Source organism: Marinomonas sp. ATLA20, assembly GCF_057180105.1.
This window is the reverse complement of record NZ_JBXUKU010000006.1, coordinates 1-16,441: the sequence shown is the minus strand read 5'-3', so window position 1 is coordinate 16,441 and position 16,441 is coordinate 1. Positions and strand designations below refer to the sequence as shown.

The window sequence follows — 16,441 nt, the reverse complement described above, 5'->3', positions numbered from 1 at the left end:
TTATTAAGATTGTTTCTTAGGAAGGCTCCACGGAAAAAGCCAAGCCTGAATCCACTGGATCGATTTAAACAGTAACAAGCTAATGATCGACAAGAAGATAAGTCCTGCAAACGCTTGTGGAATTTTGAAGAACGACGTGGAGAACTGAATGAAATAACCCAAGCCTTCTTCTGCTGCGACAAATTCCGCCACCACGGCACCGATAATCGCCAAGGTGATAGAGACACGAAGGCCGCTGAAAATGTGTGGAATCGCATAAGGAATACGAATTTGCCACGTTTCACGATAACGTGGAGCGCGCAAAGATTGGCTCAGCTCGATCATTTCTGGTGGTGTTTCCAACATTCCGGTCGTTGTTGATACCACCAGAGGGAAGAAGGTGATCAAGCAGGTTATCAGCACGCGAGAGGGGTCGTCTGTACCAAGTAATACGATGATCAAAGGCGCAACAGCGACCACAGGCGTAGACTGAATCACGATCAAAGCAGGATAAAGCACTCGGTTCATTAGTTCAGAGCGCATCATGCCAATCGACAAGGGAATCGCGATCATGATGGACAAGGCAAAACCCATTAAAGCCACGCGTAATGTTGCCCAAAGATGGGTTAACCAACGGGAAAACTCCACATCAAAGAAAGCGATGAAAATGGCCGATGGTGAAGGCAGGATGTAATTTGGCACATTGCCAAATCGACAGATTAATTCCCATAACAGCACTAGGCCGATAAAGAATAAGCCCGGTGCGAAGCGATTGGCTTGCTGACCAAGCCAAGATTTAGGCTGGTACGTTTGGTTCATAAATATAGCCTCTAATTAAATCGGTTAGCTCAGCAAAGCGAGGGGAGTTAATGGTTTGTGAAGAACGTGGGCGAGGTAAGTCCACCTCGATCAAATCCAGCACTGATCCTGGACGTTTGCTCATGACGAGAATGCGATCTGATAACAGCACCGCCTCGCTTATGGAGTGAGTAATAAACAGCACTGTTTTTGGATTCTTCTTCCAAATATCGAGCAGGTCGAAGCCGATTTGTTCACGAGTTAATGCATCGAGTGCCGAGAAAGGCTCATCCATTAATAGAATGTCTGGGTTGAGTAAAAGTGCTCGCACAATGCCAACACGCTGTTGCATACCGCCAGATAATTCGTCTGGCATTTTATCCGCAAATTGGGTTAAACCTGCCATTTCCAATAACTCGTTTGCGCGCTTTTCATCACTAGGGGAATAGCGGCCGTATTTGTGTTTCAGTGGAAATAACACATTCTTACGTACTGTTAACCATGGCAATAAATTGGCTTTTTGAAACACGATACCCACATCATCACGTGGTTCAGTGACAGGGCGATTAAAGACAGAGACTTCACCATGGGAAGGAATCAGTAAGCCAGCCACCATGCGCAATAGGGTGGATTTACCACAACCAGAAGGCCCAACCACTGCAACGAATTCGTGGCGGTGGATGTCGAGGTCAATGTCTTGCACAACCATAGGTGCATCTGGACGTGGGTCAAATTTATGACCCACTTTTTTCATGCTAACGTAGGCGGATTTGTTGCCATCCGTCGTATTTTTGTCTTCCATTGCGTTACTCCGGCTTAAAGCTGCTGTTCACTGCGGTTTTGGGGTCTATTGCATCCACAGATACACCATTCGCTTGTGCAACGTATTCCCATGTTTTTTGAATACGCGTATCGGTGAAGTTACCGAAGCCGTCTTGTGTTGTTACGTCGTTGTACACCAAGTTATAAATGCTCTTTATTTGTGCGGAGACAATGTTGGCGTCTACTTCTGGTACCATTTTGTGTAAGTCAGCACCCGCTTGATCTGGGTTGGCATAAGTAAACTCAATGGATTTCGCGAACGCTTTGATGAAGCGTTTTGCAACATCAGGACGTTCTTCTAAGAATTTTTCAGACGCTAAAACAGAGGAACTATAAAGTGACAAACCAGAATTTGACCAAGGCATTTCGATCAGCTCTTTGCCTGCGCCTTTTGCTTGAGATTCATAAAGGGCGGTATTGGTAACCCAAGCAATAATGGCATCAGTGCTGCCCGTGATCATCATTGGCGCTAGGGCACCCGGATCGGATTTCACCAATTTAATATCGTCTTCGCTCAGACCGTTTTGTTGTAATACTAACGGTAAAAAAGCGTTCGATGAGGTGAAAGGCGACGTCGCAACTTTTTTGCCTTTTAAATCTTTGATCGATTTTATGCCGCTGCTTTTTAATACAAAGAATGCGTGTGGCGCTTGCGTGAAGTAAGGGTAAACCGCCACAACAGGGACATTATCCTGCGCTTTAGCCGCCATCAAAGCGCCGATATCAGAACTGCCAATATCTGATTGGCCAGTGGCCATCTTAGTTAACGCATCGGTGGAACCGCGACCGCTGGCGATCTTAACTTCCAAGTCTTCTTCAGCAAAGAAGCCCTGTTGAATCCCCACATAAACGGGCGCTTTATCACCGCCTGGCAACCAATCTAATTGAAACGTTACTTGATCGGCCGCCATGACGGACGTGCTTGAAATGATGCTGGCTAAAAGAGTCAATCGGATTGCTGTTTTCTTTGCTGCTTTCATGAACATACTCCATACAATTAATAGGGACTAAAGACCCGCTTGTTTCATATGTTTTATAGTTAGCAACATTTGTTCCACTTCTTTGTGAAGCTGTAAATATTCCTTTAAGTATTTGAATTTTATATCAAAAAATAAAAAGGAAAACTTTGGGGGATAGGACAGAAAAAGATTTGAATAGAGGTAATGAAACAAAATGGTGCGATATCAACAGACTTGATAGGCGATAGCCTGAGATTCTTTGTTTTATTTTGTCGACAAAATTTAGGTCATATTTCAGACCTAAATTTTGGCGGTACTGTATCTTTGTCGTTCTGGACTTATGTTTGATGCTTACTTCGGAGTGCGCACTAAGATGGTTCTATCATCATGAAGTGCGTGTCAGCTTGTGCGACAGGGCAGTGATCGACGCCTTTTGGCATGACATACATTTCGCCTGTCTCAAGGATAATGTCGTTGGATTCTTTGAGCTTTAATGTCAGTTGGCCTTTGAATACCATGATAATCTTCTCTTCGTCTTCATGTTTGTGCCAGCCTAATTCTCCTGTCCCTTTTAGGATTCGTACCGATTGCCCATTAGACTCGGCAATGATTTTTGGTGCCCATTCTTCGTTTAGAGATACAAATTCTTCATTAATGTTAATCTTATCCATATTGGTAACCTTACATCCTTTATCAAATTGTATTAATGATAATAAAACTCATTTGTGTTTGTTGCTAGAGTGAATATTCTTCTTTGCATATTCAATTCATATTTGAGTGGCAAGAGGATGGCTTTGATTACAAAATTGATTGTTCAAGAGGCAAAATTAGTTTTAAACTAAAAGTCTGTACGATTGGTCAGGTTTTTGCATTAAAACTAGCATTGCCTACATCACTATAAATAAGGAGAGCGCTTTGCAATTTATACTAAACGACGAGCTCATCGACGATAACACGCTCCCTAGCGACTTTACTGCTTTGCGCTATCTAAGAGAAAAGCGTGGATTAACCGGAACGAAGGAGGGCTGTGCATCGGGAGATTGTGGTGCATGTACGCTGCTTGTTGGTGCGTTAGAAAACGGCGAATTGACTTATTCAACGCTCAATTCATGTATTACGCCAGTGCAATCCTTGTCGGGCAAGCATGTTGTCTCTGTTGAGTATTTGTCCAAGGTGGATGAGTTGCATCCTGCTCAACAAGCTATGGTGGAATCTCATGGTTCACAGTGTGGTTTTTGCACACCGGGTTTTGTGTTGTCCTTAGCGGGTTTGTATGAAAACAAACAAAGCAATGATCAGCCAATTGACCGTGAAGCGGTTTGTGATGCTATTTCAGGTAATTTATGCCGATGCACTGGCTATCGCCCAATCATTGAAGCTGGCTTATCTATGATTAAGGTTCAAGAATCGAAAGAGACGCCTTTTATTGAGCTGATGAGTAAAAACGAAGGCATTAAAGGTTTGCTTGAAAACCTACAAGCCGAGACGAATGATAAAAGCAATTATCTGCAACCTACCAATTTAGAACAACTTGCTCAGGCATTAACCTCGAATCCAGGCGCCACCTTGATCGCGGGTGGTACGGATTTGATGCTAGAAAATACTCAGCGCTATCGTGATTTTGAGACCTTAATTGATGTCTCTAGCGTGGTAGAACTCAAAACGCTGGACATTGGTGCCATCACTTTAACCATCGGCGCATCGGTGACTTACAGTGAATTGGAAGATTTCAGTAAGATACTTTATCCGCAGATCCATGGCTTGCTAAGCCGAATTGCCTCTCGACAAATTCGTAACCGTGGCACGATTGGCGGCAATGTAGCGAACGCATCCCCAATTGCCGATTTACCGCCGTTATTATTGGCGTTTGATGCCGATATTCAATTATTGAAAACAGACGGCAGTACCAGAACGGTAAACATCAATGACTTTTACCAAGGCTACAAACAAACCCAATTAGCAGATGATGAGATGATCGCATCCTTTGATGTGCCTCTCGACAAACTGGCGCAATTCCATCGTTTTTATAAAGTATCGAAACGCATGGAAGACGATATTTCCAGTGTCATGTTGGCGGTTCGATTTAGCGTTGATAATGGCAAAGTAAGTGACGTACGCTTTGCATTTGGTGGCATGGCGGCCACACCGATTCGCGGCTTAAAAGCGGAAGCTACTCTGACTGGCAAAGCCATTAACGACGAGCAAGCCTTAAACCAAGCCATCGAAGCATTACGCAGCGAGTTAACACCCATGAGTGACATGCGTGCCAGCGCGAAATATCGCTTAGACATGGCCTGTAACCTGATTCGCAAAGCATGGCTGGAACTAAACGGCACCGAGGTGGTGACTTTTTCAGGTCACGCTGTCAGCGATTCCATTTTATTGACCGGTTTGGAGGGCAGCACTCATGCGTAAACTTCCACAAGACTTTAACCTCGACACAAAAGCCTTTAAAAAGGGACTCCTGCCTGTTCATGAATCGGCTATTAAGCACGTAACAGGTCAAGCGGTTTATATTGACGACATGCCAGAATGGCCAAATGAATTGCATGTGGCAACGGGATTGTCGACCGAAGCCCATGCGGATATTGTGTCGATCAATTTAGACAAAGTTCGTGCTTACCCAGGCGTGGTGGATGTTATCGTGCAATCTGATATTCCCGGTGAAGTAGATGTGTCACCTGTGTTAAGTGGCGATTTACTACTCGCTGGTGATTTTGTTCACTTTGTCGGCCAATCAATTTTTGCCGTCGCGGCGACCAGCTTACGTGCGGCGAAACAAGCCGTTGCCTTGGCTGAGATAGAGTACAAACCGCGAGAAGCGACCTTGCATCCTCGCCAATCGTTAGAGCGCCAAGAGTTCGTCTTGCCAACTCACACCATCAGCTGTGGCGATGCCAAAGGGGCACTGGAAAGCGCGCCGAACAAACTCAAATCCGATTTGTACATCAAGGGCCAAGAGCACTTCTATTTGGAAGGGCAGATCAGTGTCGCGACACCCAATGAAGACGGTGGCGTGCAAGTATTTGCATCCTCTCAGCATCCTGCCGAAGTGCAAAAGCTGGTGGCGCGTGTGCTAGGTTTACCCGTGGCACAGGTTCTTGTCGAAGTGCGACGTATGGGCGGTGGCTTTGGCGGCAAAGAATCGCAAGCGGCGGTGCTGGGCTGTATGGCGGCTGTGCTTGCAGTACGAAATCGTTGTCCGGTGAAATATCGCATGCCTCGTCAAGACGACATGGTACAAACGGGCAAGCGTCATGACTTCTGGAACAGCTACCAAGTAGGCTTTTCTGACGCGGGAGAAATCCTCGCGGCAGAATACGATATGGTCGGAAAATGTGGTTGTACCGCCGATTTGTCAGACGGCGTCGTCGATCGTGCTATGTTCCATGCGGACAATGCTTACTTTCTACCGAATGCTCGCATCAGTGGGTATCGTGGTAAAACCCACACAGTTTCCAATACCGCGTTTCGTGGTTTTGGTGGGCCAAAAGGCGTGATCTTAGCCGAAAACGTCATTGAAGAAATTGCCTGCGCTGTGGGCAAAGATGCTTTAGATATTCGCAAGCTGAACTGTTATCAAGCGAATAAAGACACCACGCCATATGGGCAAAAAGTAGACGACGATGTCTTGCTAACCTTGATTGAAGAACTGGAAACCAGCTCGGATTATCGTGCTCGCCGTGAAGCGATTAAGACCTTCAATAAGCAGAATCCATTTTTGAAAAAGGGACTCGCGCTCACACCTGTTAAGTTCGGTATTTCCTTTACCTCGAAACATTTAAACCAAGGTGGCGCCTTGCTGCATATCTACACAGATGGCAGCGTGCATGTGAGTCACGGCGGAACGGAAATGGGGCAGGGGCTTTATACCAAGGTAGCGCAGATCGTTGCCAAAGCCTTTGGCATTGATTACCAACGCGTCAACGTAGGCTCTACTCGTACGGATAAAGTGCCAAACGCATCACCAACTGCAGCATCAGCAGGAACGGATTTGAACGGCATGGCAGCGCTAGACGCCGCACTGACGATCAAAAGCCGCTTGCAAGAATTCGCTATGGAACACTTCGGCATCGCCGCCGATGCCTTTGCTATTGAAGACGATCAAGTGATTCTAGGCAGCGAGACAATGAGCTTTCCTGAATTCATTAAATTGGCGTACATGAACCGCGTGTCTTTATCGTCTACCGGGTTTTATAAAACCCCGAAGATAGGTTATGACCGCAAAGCCGCCAAAGGCCGACCTTTCTTGTACTTTGCCAATGGCGCGGCCGTGTCTGAAGTAATCGTTGATACTTTCACTGGCGAGTACAAAGTCACTCAGGTGGATATCCTGCACGACGTGGGTGATTCGATAAACGCTGACATCGACATCGGCCAGATCGAAGGCGCGTTTGTACAAGGCATGGGCTGGCTCACCTCAGAAGAATTAAGTTGGGATGAAAAAGGCCGAATCACTACTAACAGCCCGGCGAATTACAAGATTCCAACCTCGGCGGACATCCCAGAGAAATTCAACGTTAAACTGTTTGATCGACCCAACAGTGAAGAATCTGTGTATCGTTCTAAAGCTGTGGGCGAACCGCCACTCATGCTGGGCATTTCCGTTTGGTGTGCGTTAAAAGACGCTTGCGCTGCCGTGGCAGACCATAAAATCTCGCCTCCATTGTCCGTGCCAGCCACGCCAGAAGCGGTGTTTTACGCCATGCAAGCGGCGCAAAATCACAAAACAGGTGGGGAAGTCAGCCTATGATGTCTTCTATGATCTGGGTTCAGGCGTTACAGGAAGTGGAAAAAGCAGGGCAAGCTTGGGTGATCGCCACCGTGATCGGCACCCAAGGTTCTGCGCCGCGGGAATCATCCAGCAAGATGATTATCACCGAGGAACACAGCTTCGACACCATCGGCGGTGGACAGCTGGAATACGCTGTCTGCCAAAAAGCCCGTGCCATGTTGCAAGATGCGTCTTCGCCTTCTCATGTGCTGGAGAACTTTCCCCTCGCCGCCAAAACCAACCAATGTTGCGGCGGCACGGTTAGCGTGTTGCTGGAGTATTTCCCAGAACCCGCCACAAAGATCACTATCTTTGGAATGGGACACGTCGCGACCACCTTGGTCAATGTATTGGGCAACATGCAGGCGAAAATCTCATGGATCGACAGCCGCGAAAACCTCGCTCAAGACCATAATATCAAAGGCCTACCGAGCAGCGTTACACCGTTTTTGTATGAATCCATGTTGGAACATATCGACCACATTAGCCATAACGAAATCGCTTTAGTCATGACTCACGACCACGCGTTAGATTATCAGCTAGTGGAAGCCTTGTTAGATCGAAAAGACTGCCGATTCATCGGCTTAATCGGCTCGAAAACCAAAGCCCTGCGCTTCAAAAAACGCCTCGTCAGCGCTTCCTTTAGCCAAGCGGAAATCGACTCAGTACATTGCCCAGTGGGACTAAACGAAATCGCAGGCAAAAAGCCCTTCGAAATCGCCATCTCCATTGCTGGGCAAATCATCCAAATCACCCAAACCAAAACAGAAGCGAAAAAGGGCAGCGGACTGACTTGGAAAGAAATCAACAACGTCCTAAGTGAAGAGAAGGCTCACATCTAGGTCGTTTGGTAGCAGGAGCAAGGCAAACACCACCGCACGACACTGTCGTTTGACCTCGCTCTTGGTGTTAGTCTTGCCCCTAGAAAATCATACAGTCCTAGGCGACTATTAACGTCATCCCCGCGAAGGCGGGGATCCATTGTCTTAAAAAAGGGTCGAACCCTTTTTCCTCCAACGCACTATCAGAAACAACAAGCCTCCATGGAAAAGGGCTTTGACCCTGACGCCTGCGAAAATAGACGTAATTCAAATGCTAGTCCTTCGAGAATCTTATTATTGCGTTGCTATGCCCCAGTTCTCGTGGCAAATCTTCTGAGTTTTCTATGTGCCCAATACGAGTATAGGAATATGGAGTATCAAAGGTTTTATAGAAGACCACCAAAGTGCGAGATCCCCACAGCATGATATCTCCATTATGAATGATGCCAGGTTGATAGGTATTCTTCGTCAGTGCATTTGATAAATCAAATTTCTTCTCGTTACTGTTCAGATCATCCATGTCTAGGATCAGCGGTAACATAGCCGCAAATTCACGTGCCGCATCAGTGTCGGCTAAGGTCGCTGCGAAACGACGTTCACCAATGGTTATCCACATACGTGATTCCTCCGAGTTTATGGATGCTTGTTGAGTAGAAGTAGGCTTCGTTGTTGACTGCGCTGCATAGCTGTTACCGAGCGTTAGTAAAAGCAGTAACGAAAGGCAAATTTGCTTTAGGGTTTGTGCTTTCTGATGGTCCGCTATTAAGAGTAAGGTGTTTACGTTATCTGTGTTGATACGAAAAATTTTATTCATAATAGGGACCTCATTATTTTATTTTGCATATGGATAGATACTTTACTTTGTCTGCATACGATAAGATTGAAGCGTCAGAAAGGCACTCAAGAGCAAGACTGCTGCACTAGCAATAAAGGTGCTTTGATAGCCATCTGCATCGAAGAGTATGCCTCCTATTGTTGAACCTAACGCTATGGATAATTGAACCACGGCAACCATCAGACCGCCGCCTGCTTCAGCATTCTCTGGCATTGCTTTTGCTAACCAAGTCCACCAAGCCACAGGCGCAGCCGTAGCGACCAATCCCCACATTGCTAGCAGTAAAGCGACAGGTAACACATAGCTTCCAGCTGGTATCAGTATTACAGCAATGGCTGCCATAAAAACGGGAATGCCAATCAGCAAGCCATATAAAGTACGTTTTAGGATTGAACTGATTATTAGCGTACCGATAAACCCTGAAAAACCAATGGTGAGCAATAGAAGAGACAGTGTTGATACGCTAGTCTGCGTAACGGTTTCAAGGAAAGGGCGTAGGTAGGTAAAAAGGGCAAACTGGCCCATAAAGAAGGCACCGCATCCAGCCATACCATAGGCAACGGCACGGCTTTTTAGCGCCTTGAGAATATTGCCTGAACCTGGTTCGCGTACCTTTCCCTTCATAGACGGTAATGCGATCCACTGCCACATTAAGGTAATTAGTGCGATAGGAATGATAGCTAAAAATGCACCTCGCCACCCTACAATAGAACCTAAATAACTTCCTAATGGCGCGGCAACTACCGTTGCTAGTGCGTTACCGCCATTAAAAATAGCCAAAGCTTTAGGAACCTTGTTAGATGGAACTAACCGAATCGCCATGGCGGCTGACATTGACCAAAATCCGCCGATAACCACACCGATGAGCGCACGACCAAGCATATAAGCTGTGTAGTTTGGAGCCAGCGCGACAATGCTTCCAGATATTCCCATCAAGACTGTCAGTATTAGCATTAACTTTTTACGGTCCATTGATCCAATTAGCATAGGAAGTAAAAGGCTAGTTAATACGGCAAAGGCGCCAGAAATTGCAATACCTTGGCCTGCCATTCCTTCTGTAATTTGTAAGTCGTTGGCAATGGGCGTTAGCAGACTAACCGGCATAAATTCGGACGCTATTAGCGTGAATACGCATAGCGACATGGCAAAAACGCCACTCCAATGAGCGGTGTTATTAGTCTTGTCTGTTGATGTTCCATCATGAGTATCAGATGTGGTGAGTGCCATAGATTTTTGTTACGCCTCGATTTCTATAAAAAAAGCACCACGCGAGCCCAAAGAGCCGCATGGTGCAGAAGTTACTTCAACAATTTCGATGTCGATTAGGCTAGGTGTTGCTTAAAGAAGCTAGTTAGCTTGTCGAATGGGATGACATCCACTTGATCATATAAATCAACATGGCTTGCGCCAGGAATAATCATCATCTCTTTTGGTTCAGCCGCATTTTCATAGGCTGTTTTACCCATATAAAGTGAGTGAGCCTTTTCACCATGAATGAACAAAACTGGACGAGGAGAAATCTCTGAAATATAAGTCAGTAAAGGCATATTCATAAAGGATAATGGTGTCGTCTGTGACCATGCGTTACCAGAATTGACCGCGCGAGGGTGATAGCCACGAGGAGTCATGTAGTAATCATGATAGTCGACCATGAATTGCGGCTCGCCGCCTTTTAATACGTTGTAGGGGGCTTGGTAAGCTGGAGCAGCGTTACCTGCATCTTCCCAACGTTGTTGGCTTAGTTGTTCTAATCCTTGTGTACGTTGAGCTAAGGTGACACTGTCGTTATAGCCTTTTGACATGACACGAGTCATATCATACATGGTGCTTGCTACTACGGCTTTGACACGTTTATCGGCCGCGACAGCATTTAATGCCATACCGCCCCAACCACAGATACCAATCATTCCGATACGCTCACGATCCACATGGGATTGCATGCCAATACAATCCACCGCTGCGCTAAAATCTTCCGTGTTGATGTCTGGAGAAGCAATGTTGCGAGGTTCACCACCACTTTCTCCTGTATAAGATGGATCAAAAGCCAGCGTCACGAAGCCACGTTCTGCCATGGTTTGTGCATACAGGCCAGAAGATTGTTCCTTCACAGCACCAAAAGGCCCACCAACGACAATGGCTGGTAATTTGCCAGACGCATTTTTTGGTTGGTAAAGATCAGCGGCAAGAGTAATGCCGTAGCGGTTTTTGAAGGTGACTTTTTTATGATCAACCTTGTCACTTTTGGCGAATTTTTTGTCCCAGTCATTATTTAGTTTTATGGACGAAGCAAAGGCTTTGCCAGTGGTTAGCGAGGCAACGCCTAGTGCCACCATGCCTGCCCCTGTTAATTTCATCATATTGCGACGGCCTTCATCAGGAACATCTTGTTGAGTCATATTATTTGTAATTTCAGTATGTTTATCCATGGTCATTCTCCAGATAAGTAAGTTAGGCAAACCAGTTGTCGATCACAAAGCGTTATTAAGCATCGTCTTTCTGAAAGCAGTCATTCGCATCTAGTTTTACAGCTCTGGGTATTTGGGGGTTAGCAGGATTCTGCTTGATTCTTGCCGATAGTCCTGAAGAGCAGAATTTCACGTGACCTAGGATAGTGCAGCAACTATTATGAAAAGATAATTTCTCGAAGTAACTCCTTACAACTCAACGCATTTCCATCATTAGAATCAAAGACATGAATAGAGATATCAGCAGCATACAAAACGATTTAGCTAAGGTGATCGAAGAAAAAACAGTAGGACAGGAAGATTGCGCTACATTAATCGAAAACCTATCTTTTTTTCGACGAGAAGTGATAACCGAACCTTGTCCTTGCACGATTGAAGCAAGTGTTCTTTTTGTCGTTCAAGGCACTAAACAGCTGTTAGTAGGGGAGCAAGGCTTTATTTATGATACTCAGCACTTTTTATTAAACTCACTGGATTTACCAGCGAGTTCACAAGTGCTAGACGCCAGTACAGATAGTCCTTGTTTAGGGCTAATGCTCAGGCTCGATATGCTACTTATGGCGGATATTATCTCTCAAAATGGCATGCCTCCTCCCTATGAAGGTTCTATTAGTGGGAGCTCGGCAATAGGAACGGTTTCAGCATCTTTACTGGAGCCCTTTACTCGTTTGTTGGCTTTGCTTGATGAGCCAGATGCTATTGCAACGCTGTCGCCACTCATTATCAGAGAAATTCATTATCGTCTTTTGAATAGCGACCTAGCGGGTCGACTTTGGCAGATTGCTTCGACCGGGAGTCAGGCCCACAGAATTTCAAGAGCGATTGGCTGGTTGAGAAAGCATTACTCTAAACCTTTGCATATTGAAGAGCTTGCTGCTTATGTTCAAATGAGTAGCACTACTCTGTACCATCACTTTCGTGAACACACAGCGATGAGTCCTTTGCAGTATCAGAAATGGTTGCGATTAAATGAAGCACAGCGCTTGATGCTGAATGATAGTCTTGATGCTTCAAGCGCTGCATTCAAAGTGGGTTATGAAAGCCCTTCTCACTTCAGTCGCGAATATGCTCGCCTCTTTGGTCAATCGCCCAAGCGACACATTGAGGAACTAAGAAAAGGAAGCGCAGCGCCTATCTAATCAAAAAAACGTCGTTAAAAGCGACGTTTTTTATGGGTGCAAACCAAAGATCTTTGATCCTAGCTTTTATTTAGCTTACTTAAACAATTTTATCTTACTCTTGGCGTTCGTCTTGCTCCACATTAACCTTGTAAGTTATTGATTTAACAATTTTTGTAGGTCGTGGCTTCAGCTCGACAACGTAATTATTCCCTCCCCTTATGTCTTCCAAGGGGAGGGCGAGGGAGGGGTTATTACTTTGGTGGTTTAGTGTTATAGCGCTACAATATAAAGGCTACAAAGGAATCGTCGAGGCATAACATGAGTAATTTATCAAAGCGTTAAAAATGCGAGCGGCATCATCAGATGTTTCAATTTCAGAACTAATTGATGAAGCGATCCGTTTGCTTATGAGAGAAGATCAAGAAGACCTAGCTGCCATATCTGAACGTTCAAGTGAGCAAGAAATATCTTATGAAGACTTTCAAAGAGAATTAGAAATTATTGGCAAACTATAAAATCTTTATCTAGAGTGCTTCAATAACCCAAAGGGTCGAACCCCTTTTCCTCTACTGTACTGTCGGATACAACAAGCCTTTATAGAAAAGGGCTTTGACCCTGACCTCCGCTGGAGACGCGAGCAAACCAAACACCACCGCTCGACGTTACTGTTATAAATTGCCGTTTGACCCCGCTCTTGGCGTTCGCCTTGCTCCACCAAAATACCTCGCGTCCCAACTCACCTTGTAGGGCATATAAGCGAAGCGGATTTTTATATATTTTAAAAGTGCCGCGAAAGCGAAGCTTTCTTTTGTTTATCTTGACGATGTCTCTGATAGCAAAGTGACAGAACGGCTTCGCATCATACTGCCATGGGACAATGGCAGTTAGCGTTAGCACTTAGTGAGATCAGGGTATAAAAACAGATCAGGTCATAAGGCCTGAGGGAATCGCTTGCCTCTTTGGTCAAATCGCGCTACAAAAGAACAAATAAAGAGCCAACATAGCGGCGATCAAAGGCCATCTGAGAGGAATCTTCCAAACATTCTTTGGTGTTTAGTGATTTATTTAACAGGGAGGTCCTACCATGAAAAAAGCAAATCCCCTATATAGACAACGCAGCCGTTCAACAGTGGGTTATAGCCGCAGCTACGCTGCTGTATAACCCTTAATTGTTAACTCCCAATCATGTACATGGAGAATAAATGGAAATTGAAGAAAGTATTAATGATTTTGCTTCGTGGATTGGAGAAATAATTAGGTGTGAAGTTGAAGAGATTGATGATGGCTTTATCTACAAGGCTAGGTCTGCGATGTCTGATGGCTTGCAGCTTGTTCTTTCCAAAGAAAAATTGATAAATGAAATTACTCTACTTAAAGAATTCGAATCAGCATCAGAGACAGTCATCACAACAGATAGGTCATATGAGATTCTTGTAAGAGAAGAAGGGCCGTATTTCAGATTTTCACCACGTGGTCGAGATGAAAACGTAATCCTTGAAATAGAAGACTCTGAGAATAAAATTAGATATACCTTAGGTCGACCATCTAACCAATTTATACTTTTTTTAATCAAAAATGCTGTCGTATATGGTGACCCGAGAGCTTTATCGAGACCAATAATGAATGGCTCAATGATACGTAGGGCGATAGAGGAACAGCCTTGCGTTTTTGATTATCTCAAGAAATTCATTGCTGGCAGAATGACGCTCAAGGTAAAGTCTGATACTCGCAAGTCAACTGGTGACTTCGAGAAATTTTCCTCCGCATTTCTTTTTAATATTACTTACAATACTGATGCCGCGTTGGTTCAGCAAAGGGATTTCGATGAGTTATTGAGGACGGCTAGAATTACAAGAAATCGCAGGTCTAATATTGATGAAATAGATCCTCCGCGAAGAACATATGTACCAGATCTTATTCATCACTATCAATTGGCAGTTGGCACTGAAAATCCAATGCTTGAGTACATTTGTTACTACCATATAGCCGAGCATTTTTTTGAAAGTGTATTTAATGAAGATCTCGTCGACAAGGTGAGAAATAAACTTACTCACCCAGATTTCTCATATAAAAGAAAAAAAGATATTTCCTCTCTCATTAAAGAGATTGGTAAGTCTATCAAAATGCGTGATGATAGTATGACCTTTAACGAGCAAGAAGGGCTTCGATTAACTCTCAAAAAATACTTAAATATAAGTGAGTTAGTGCAAAAAATTAATGACTATGATGGCAGTCTAGTAAACTACTATAAGCTTGAGTCAGTTGAATTCTCTGGCGCAGGAACAGTTCATCTCGAAGGCGATGATGATGAGATAATATTCAAGCATCTGGCGGCAAGAATATACAAAAATCGAAACTCAATCGTACATAGTAAAGAATCGGAAAAAGAAAAATACACCCCTTTTAGGGATGATAAAACCTTGGTAAAAGAAGTACCATTGTTGAGATTTATATCTGAGAAGATAATTTTTGAAACATCTACAGTCGTATAATGAGTTAACAAGCAAAGGCAGCCGACGCGTACCGCGCAGCTGCTTTGAGCGTTAGGCCACAAATCATAAATATAGAGGTGTTGAGTGGAAGCACATGGATTTACGATGAGGTCTTTCGCATTTCTTGAGGATGCAAGAAATCAGATTTTATCTATAGGTGAAAATGGATCTGGTGCAAAAGCAGCAGTGAAATCTTCAGTTTCTGCTGTAGAAGCATTTCTTAACGAATTTTGTCAGTTCGGTATTGGCTACGAGAAACATAATCACTCTATCCAAAACCCAATGGTAAAAATGGCAAAAGAATTGGAAAAAGCTGAAAATAACCGAGCATCTCCCAAAAAGAAAGTTCAAGTTGCTTATGAAGCGTTATCTGGTAAAAGACTCAAAAAAGGTAATACTCCTGAATTTCAAAGATTTAGTATTGTTGTAGACGTACGCAATGAATTAACGCATCCAAAGGCTTCTGTTTTAAATATTTCAGGTGGTGTTATTGAACCACCAAAATTCGAAAAACTATTAATCAAAAAACTAAAGTCCAATGGGTTTGGTAAAAACAATGACTCATATGACTGGGTAACAATTATAGACAACAAAGATTTTGCACTCTGGGCATATCAAGCCTGCATAGGCGTTATTAGCTTAGTTATTGAACAAATACCTTATAAAAATGCTATTGATAGCTATAAAGAAATGTATTTAGTCAATTTACCAAACCCGAACCAGTGGTCTAACAGGCAAATCCAGTCGACGCCAAAAAGCGGCGCGGCTGATTAGGACGTTAGGCATCTCCTACATATACGAGAGAATTGAGTCTCCAATGAATAAAAAAATAGACCAACACTTTCTACGTACAATTTACCATTTGGGAATTTAGGGTCAGATGAAAAATAGTGTTTTTTCATCTGACCCTAAATTCATAGATTGCCGTTTGACCTCGTTTTTGGTGTTCGCCTTGCTCCACGTCAATCAACAAAATACCTCGCGTACAAACTTACATGTAGGGCACGATGAGCGCAGCGTGATCTGCCGCGAAAGCGAAGCTTTCTTTTTGTTTATCTTGCCGGTGTATCTGAGAATAAAGTGACAGAACGGCTTCGCATCAAGCTGCCATGGGACAATGGCTGTTAGCGTTAGCAAACGGTGAGAGTCGGTAATAAAACAGATCAGGTCAAAAGGCCTGAGGGAACCCCTTGCCTATCTGATCAAATCACGCTACAAAAAGGGTACATTAAGAATCAACATAGCGGCGATCAAAGACGATCTGAAGCGGCATAGTCCAGACAGACGTTGGTATTTAGCGAGTTATATAACAGGGAAGTCCTACCATGAAAAAAGCAAATCCCCTATATAGACAACGCAGCCGTTCAACAGTGGG

At 44.3% G+C, this 16,441-nt stretch carries 14 protein-coding genes; 7 read left to right on the top strand and 7 right to left on the bottom strand.

What is annotated here, in order from left to right; genetic code table 11:
- Positions 1-3: 3 nt before the first annotated feature.
- The 4 genes from AC2A4J_RS11470 to AC2A4J_RS11455 all read right to left on the bottom strand — a co-directional run bounded on the left by AC2A4J_RS11470 (position 4) and on the right by AC2A4J_RS11455 (position 3,229).
- Complete coding sequence (locus AC2A4J_RS11470; RefSeq protein ID WP_484176096.1) at positions 4-798, bottom strand: ABC transporter permease; 795 nt, start codon at positions 796-798, stop codon at positions 4-6.
- Positions 776-1,579 (bottom strand): ABC transporter ATP-binding protein, encoded by an 804-nt coding sequence (locus AC2A4J_RS11465; RefSeq protein ID WP_484176095.1) that lies wholly within the window; start codon positions 1,577-1,579, stop codon positions 776-778. Before AC2A4J_RS11465 ends, AC2A4J_RS11470 begins: the two co-directional genes overlap by 23 nt.
- A gap of 4 nt (positions 1,580-1,583) precedes the next feature.
- Positions 1,584-2,579, bottom strand: coding sequence for an ABC transporter substrate-binding protein (locus tag AC2A4J_RS11460; RefSeq protein WP_484176094.1), 996 nt, complete (start codon positions 2,577-2,579; stop codon positions 1,584-1,586).
- 347 nt (positions 2,580-2,926) lie between these two features.
- Positions 2,927-3,229: a cupin domain-containing protein gene (locus AC2A4J_RS11455; protein WP_484176093.1), complete on the bottom strand. Its 303-nt coding sequence runs from the start codon at positions 3,227-3,229 to the stop codon at positions 2,927-2,929.
- Between the two features lie 244 nt (positions 3,230-3,473).
- Between AC2A4J_RS11455 and xdhA the strand changes: the two genes are divergently transcribed.
- From xdhA to xdhC, 3 genes are read left to right on the top strand one after another with little or no spacing between them, the layout of a single operon-like run.
- The gene (gene xdhA / locus AC2A4J_RS11450) at positions 3,474-4,973 is read left to right on the top strand and encodes a xanthine dehydrogenase small subunit (RefSeq protein WP_484176092.1); all 1,500 of its coding nucleotides are present in this window, start codon (positions 3,474-3,476) and stop codon (positions 4,971-4,973) included.
- Positions 4,966-7,311: a xanthine dehydrogenase molybdopterin binding subunit gene (gene xdhB / locus AC2A4J_RS11445; protein WP_484176091.1), complete on the top strand. Its 2,346-nt coding sequence runs from the start codon at positions 4,966-4,968 to the stop codon at positions 7,309-7,311. The genes xdhA and xdhB overlap by 8 nt, the downstream gene beginning before the upstream one ends.
- Positions 7,308-8,174, top strand: coding sequence for a xanthine dehydrogenase accessory protein XdhC (gene xdhC / locus AC2A4J_RS11440; RefSeq protein ID WP_484176090.1), 867 nt, complete (start codon positions 7,308-7,310; stop codon positions 8,172-8,174). The genes xdhB and xdhC overlap by 4 nt, the downstream gene beginning before the upstream one ends.
- 253 nt (positions 8,175-8,427) lie before the next feature.
- Here the strand turns inward: xdhC and AC2A4J_RS11435 are convergent, their stop codons facing one another.
- The 3 genes from AC2A4J_RS11435 to AC2A4J_RS11425 form a co-directional block, all read right to left on the bottom strand.
- Positions 8,428-8,967, bottom strand: coding sequence for a cyclophilin-like fold protein (locus AC2A4J_RS11435; protein WP_484176089.1), 540 nt, complete (start codon positions 8,965-8,967; stop codon positions 8,428-8,430).
- 42 nt (positions 8,968-9,009) lie between these two features.
- On the bottom strand, positions 9,010-10,215 hold the full coding sequence (locus AC2A4J_RS11430; protein WP_484176088.1) for an MFS transporter: 1,206 nt from the start codon (positions 10,213-10,215) through the stop codon (positions 9,010-9,012).
- 95 nt (positions 10,216-10,310) lie between these two features.
- A complete protein-coding gene (locus AC2A4J_RS11425; protein WP_484176087.1) occupies positions 10,311-11,414 on the bottom strand; it encodes an alpha/beta hydrolase in 1,104 nt (367 codons plus the stop codon).
- A 266-nt stretch (positions 11,415-11,680) separates the two neighbouring features.
- On the opposite strand from AC2A4J_RS11425, the gene AC2A4J_RS11420 reads away from it, so the two are divergent.
- The 4 genes from AC2A4J_RS11420 (at position 11,681) to AC2A4J_RS11405 (ending at position 15,840) form a co-directional block, all read left to right on the top strand.
- Positions 11,681-12,592, top strand: a complete 912-nt coding sequence (locus AC2A4J_RS11420) for an AraC family transcriptional regulator (RefSeq protein ID WP_484176086.1) — start codon at positions 11,681-11,683, stop codon at positions 12,590-12,592.
- Positions 12,593-12,918: 326 nt separating this feature from the next.
- Positions 12,919-13,089 carry a hypothetical protein gene (locus AC2A4J_RS11415; RefSeq protein ID WP_484176085.1) on the top strand — a complete coding sequence of 57 codons (171 nt, stop codon included), beginning with the start codon at positions 12,919-12,921 and terminating at the stop codon, positions 13,087-13,089.
- A 687-nt stretch (positions 13,090-13,776) separates the two neighbouring features.
- On the top strand, positions 13,777-15,066 hold the full coding sequence (locus tag AC2A4J_RS11410) for a hypothetical protein (protein ID WP_484176084.1): 1,290 nt from the start codon (positions 13,777-13,779) through the stop codon (positions 15,064-15,066).
- Positions 15,067-15,150: 84 nt separating this feature from the next.
- Complete coding sequence (locus tag AC2A4J_RS11405) at positions 15,151-15,840, top strand: hypothetical protein (protein ID WP_484176083.1); 690 nt, start codon at positions 15,151-15,153, stop codon at positions 15,838-15,840.
- Positions 15,841-16,441 lie beyond the last annotated feature (601 nt).

What these genes read in the sequence shown, in the direction of transcription:
- AC2A4J_RS11470 (WP_484176096.1), bottom strand. Translation starts at nt 798, where the DNA reads ATGAACCAAACGTACCAGCCTAAATCTTGGCTTGGTCAGCAAGCCAAT.
- AC2A4J_RS11465 (WP_484176095.1), bottom strand. Translation starts at nt 1,579, where the DNA reads ATGGAAGACAAAAATACGACGGATGGCAACAAATCCGCCTACGTTAGC.
- AC2A4J_RS11460 (WP_484176094.1), bottom strand. Translation starts at nt 2,579, where the DNA reads ATGAAAGCAGCAAAGAAAACAGCAATCCGATTGACTCTTTTAGCCAGC.
- AC2A4J_RS11455 (WP_484176093.1), bottom strand. Translation starts at nt 3,229, where the DNA reads ATGGATAAGATTAACATTAATGAAGAATTTGTATCTCTAAACGAAGAA.
- xdhB (WP_484176091.1), top strand. Translation starts at nt 4,966, where the DNA reads ATGCGTAAACTTCCACAAGACTTTAACCTCGACACAAAAGCCTTTAAA.
- xdhC (WP_484176090.1), top strand. Translation starts at nt 7,308, where the DNA reads ATGATGTCTTCTATGATCTGGGTTCAGGCGTTACAGGAAGTGGAAAAA.
- AC2A4J_RS11435 (WP_484176089.1), bottom strand. Translation starts at nt 8,967, where the DNA reads ATGAATAAAATTTTTCGTATCAACACAGATAACGTAAACACCTTACTC.
- AC2A4J_RS11430 (WP_484176088.1), bottom strand. Translation starts at nt 10,215, where the DNA reads ATGGCACTCACCACATCTGATACTCATGATGGAACATCAACAGACAAG.
- AC2A4J_RS11425 (WP_484176087.1), bottom strand. Translation starts at nt 11,414, where the DNA reads ATGGATAAACATACTGAAATTACAAATAATATGACTCAACAAGATGTT.
- AC2A4J_RS11420 (WP_484176086.1), top strand. Translation starts at nt 11,681, where the DNA reads ATGAATAGAGATATCAGCAGCATACAAAACGATTTAGCTAAGGTGATC.
- AC2A4J_RS11415 (WP_484176085.1), top strand. Translation starts at nt 12,919, where the DNA reads ATGCGAGCGGCATCATCAGATGTTTCAATTTCAGAACTAATTGATGAA.
- AC2A4J_RS11410 (WP_484176084.1), top strand. Translation starts at nt 13,777, where the DNA reads ATGGAAATTGAAGAAAGTATTAATGATTTTGCTTCGTGGATTGGAGAA.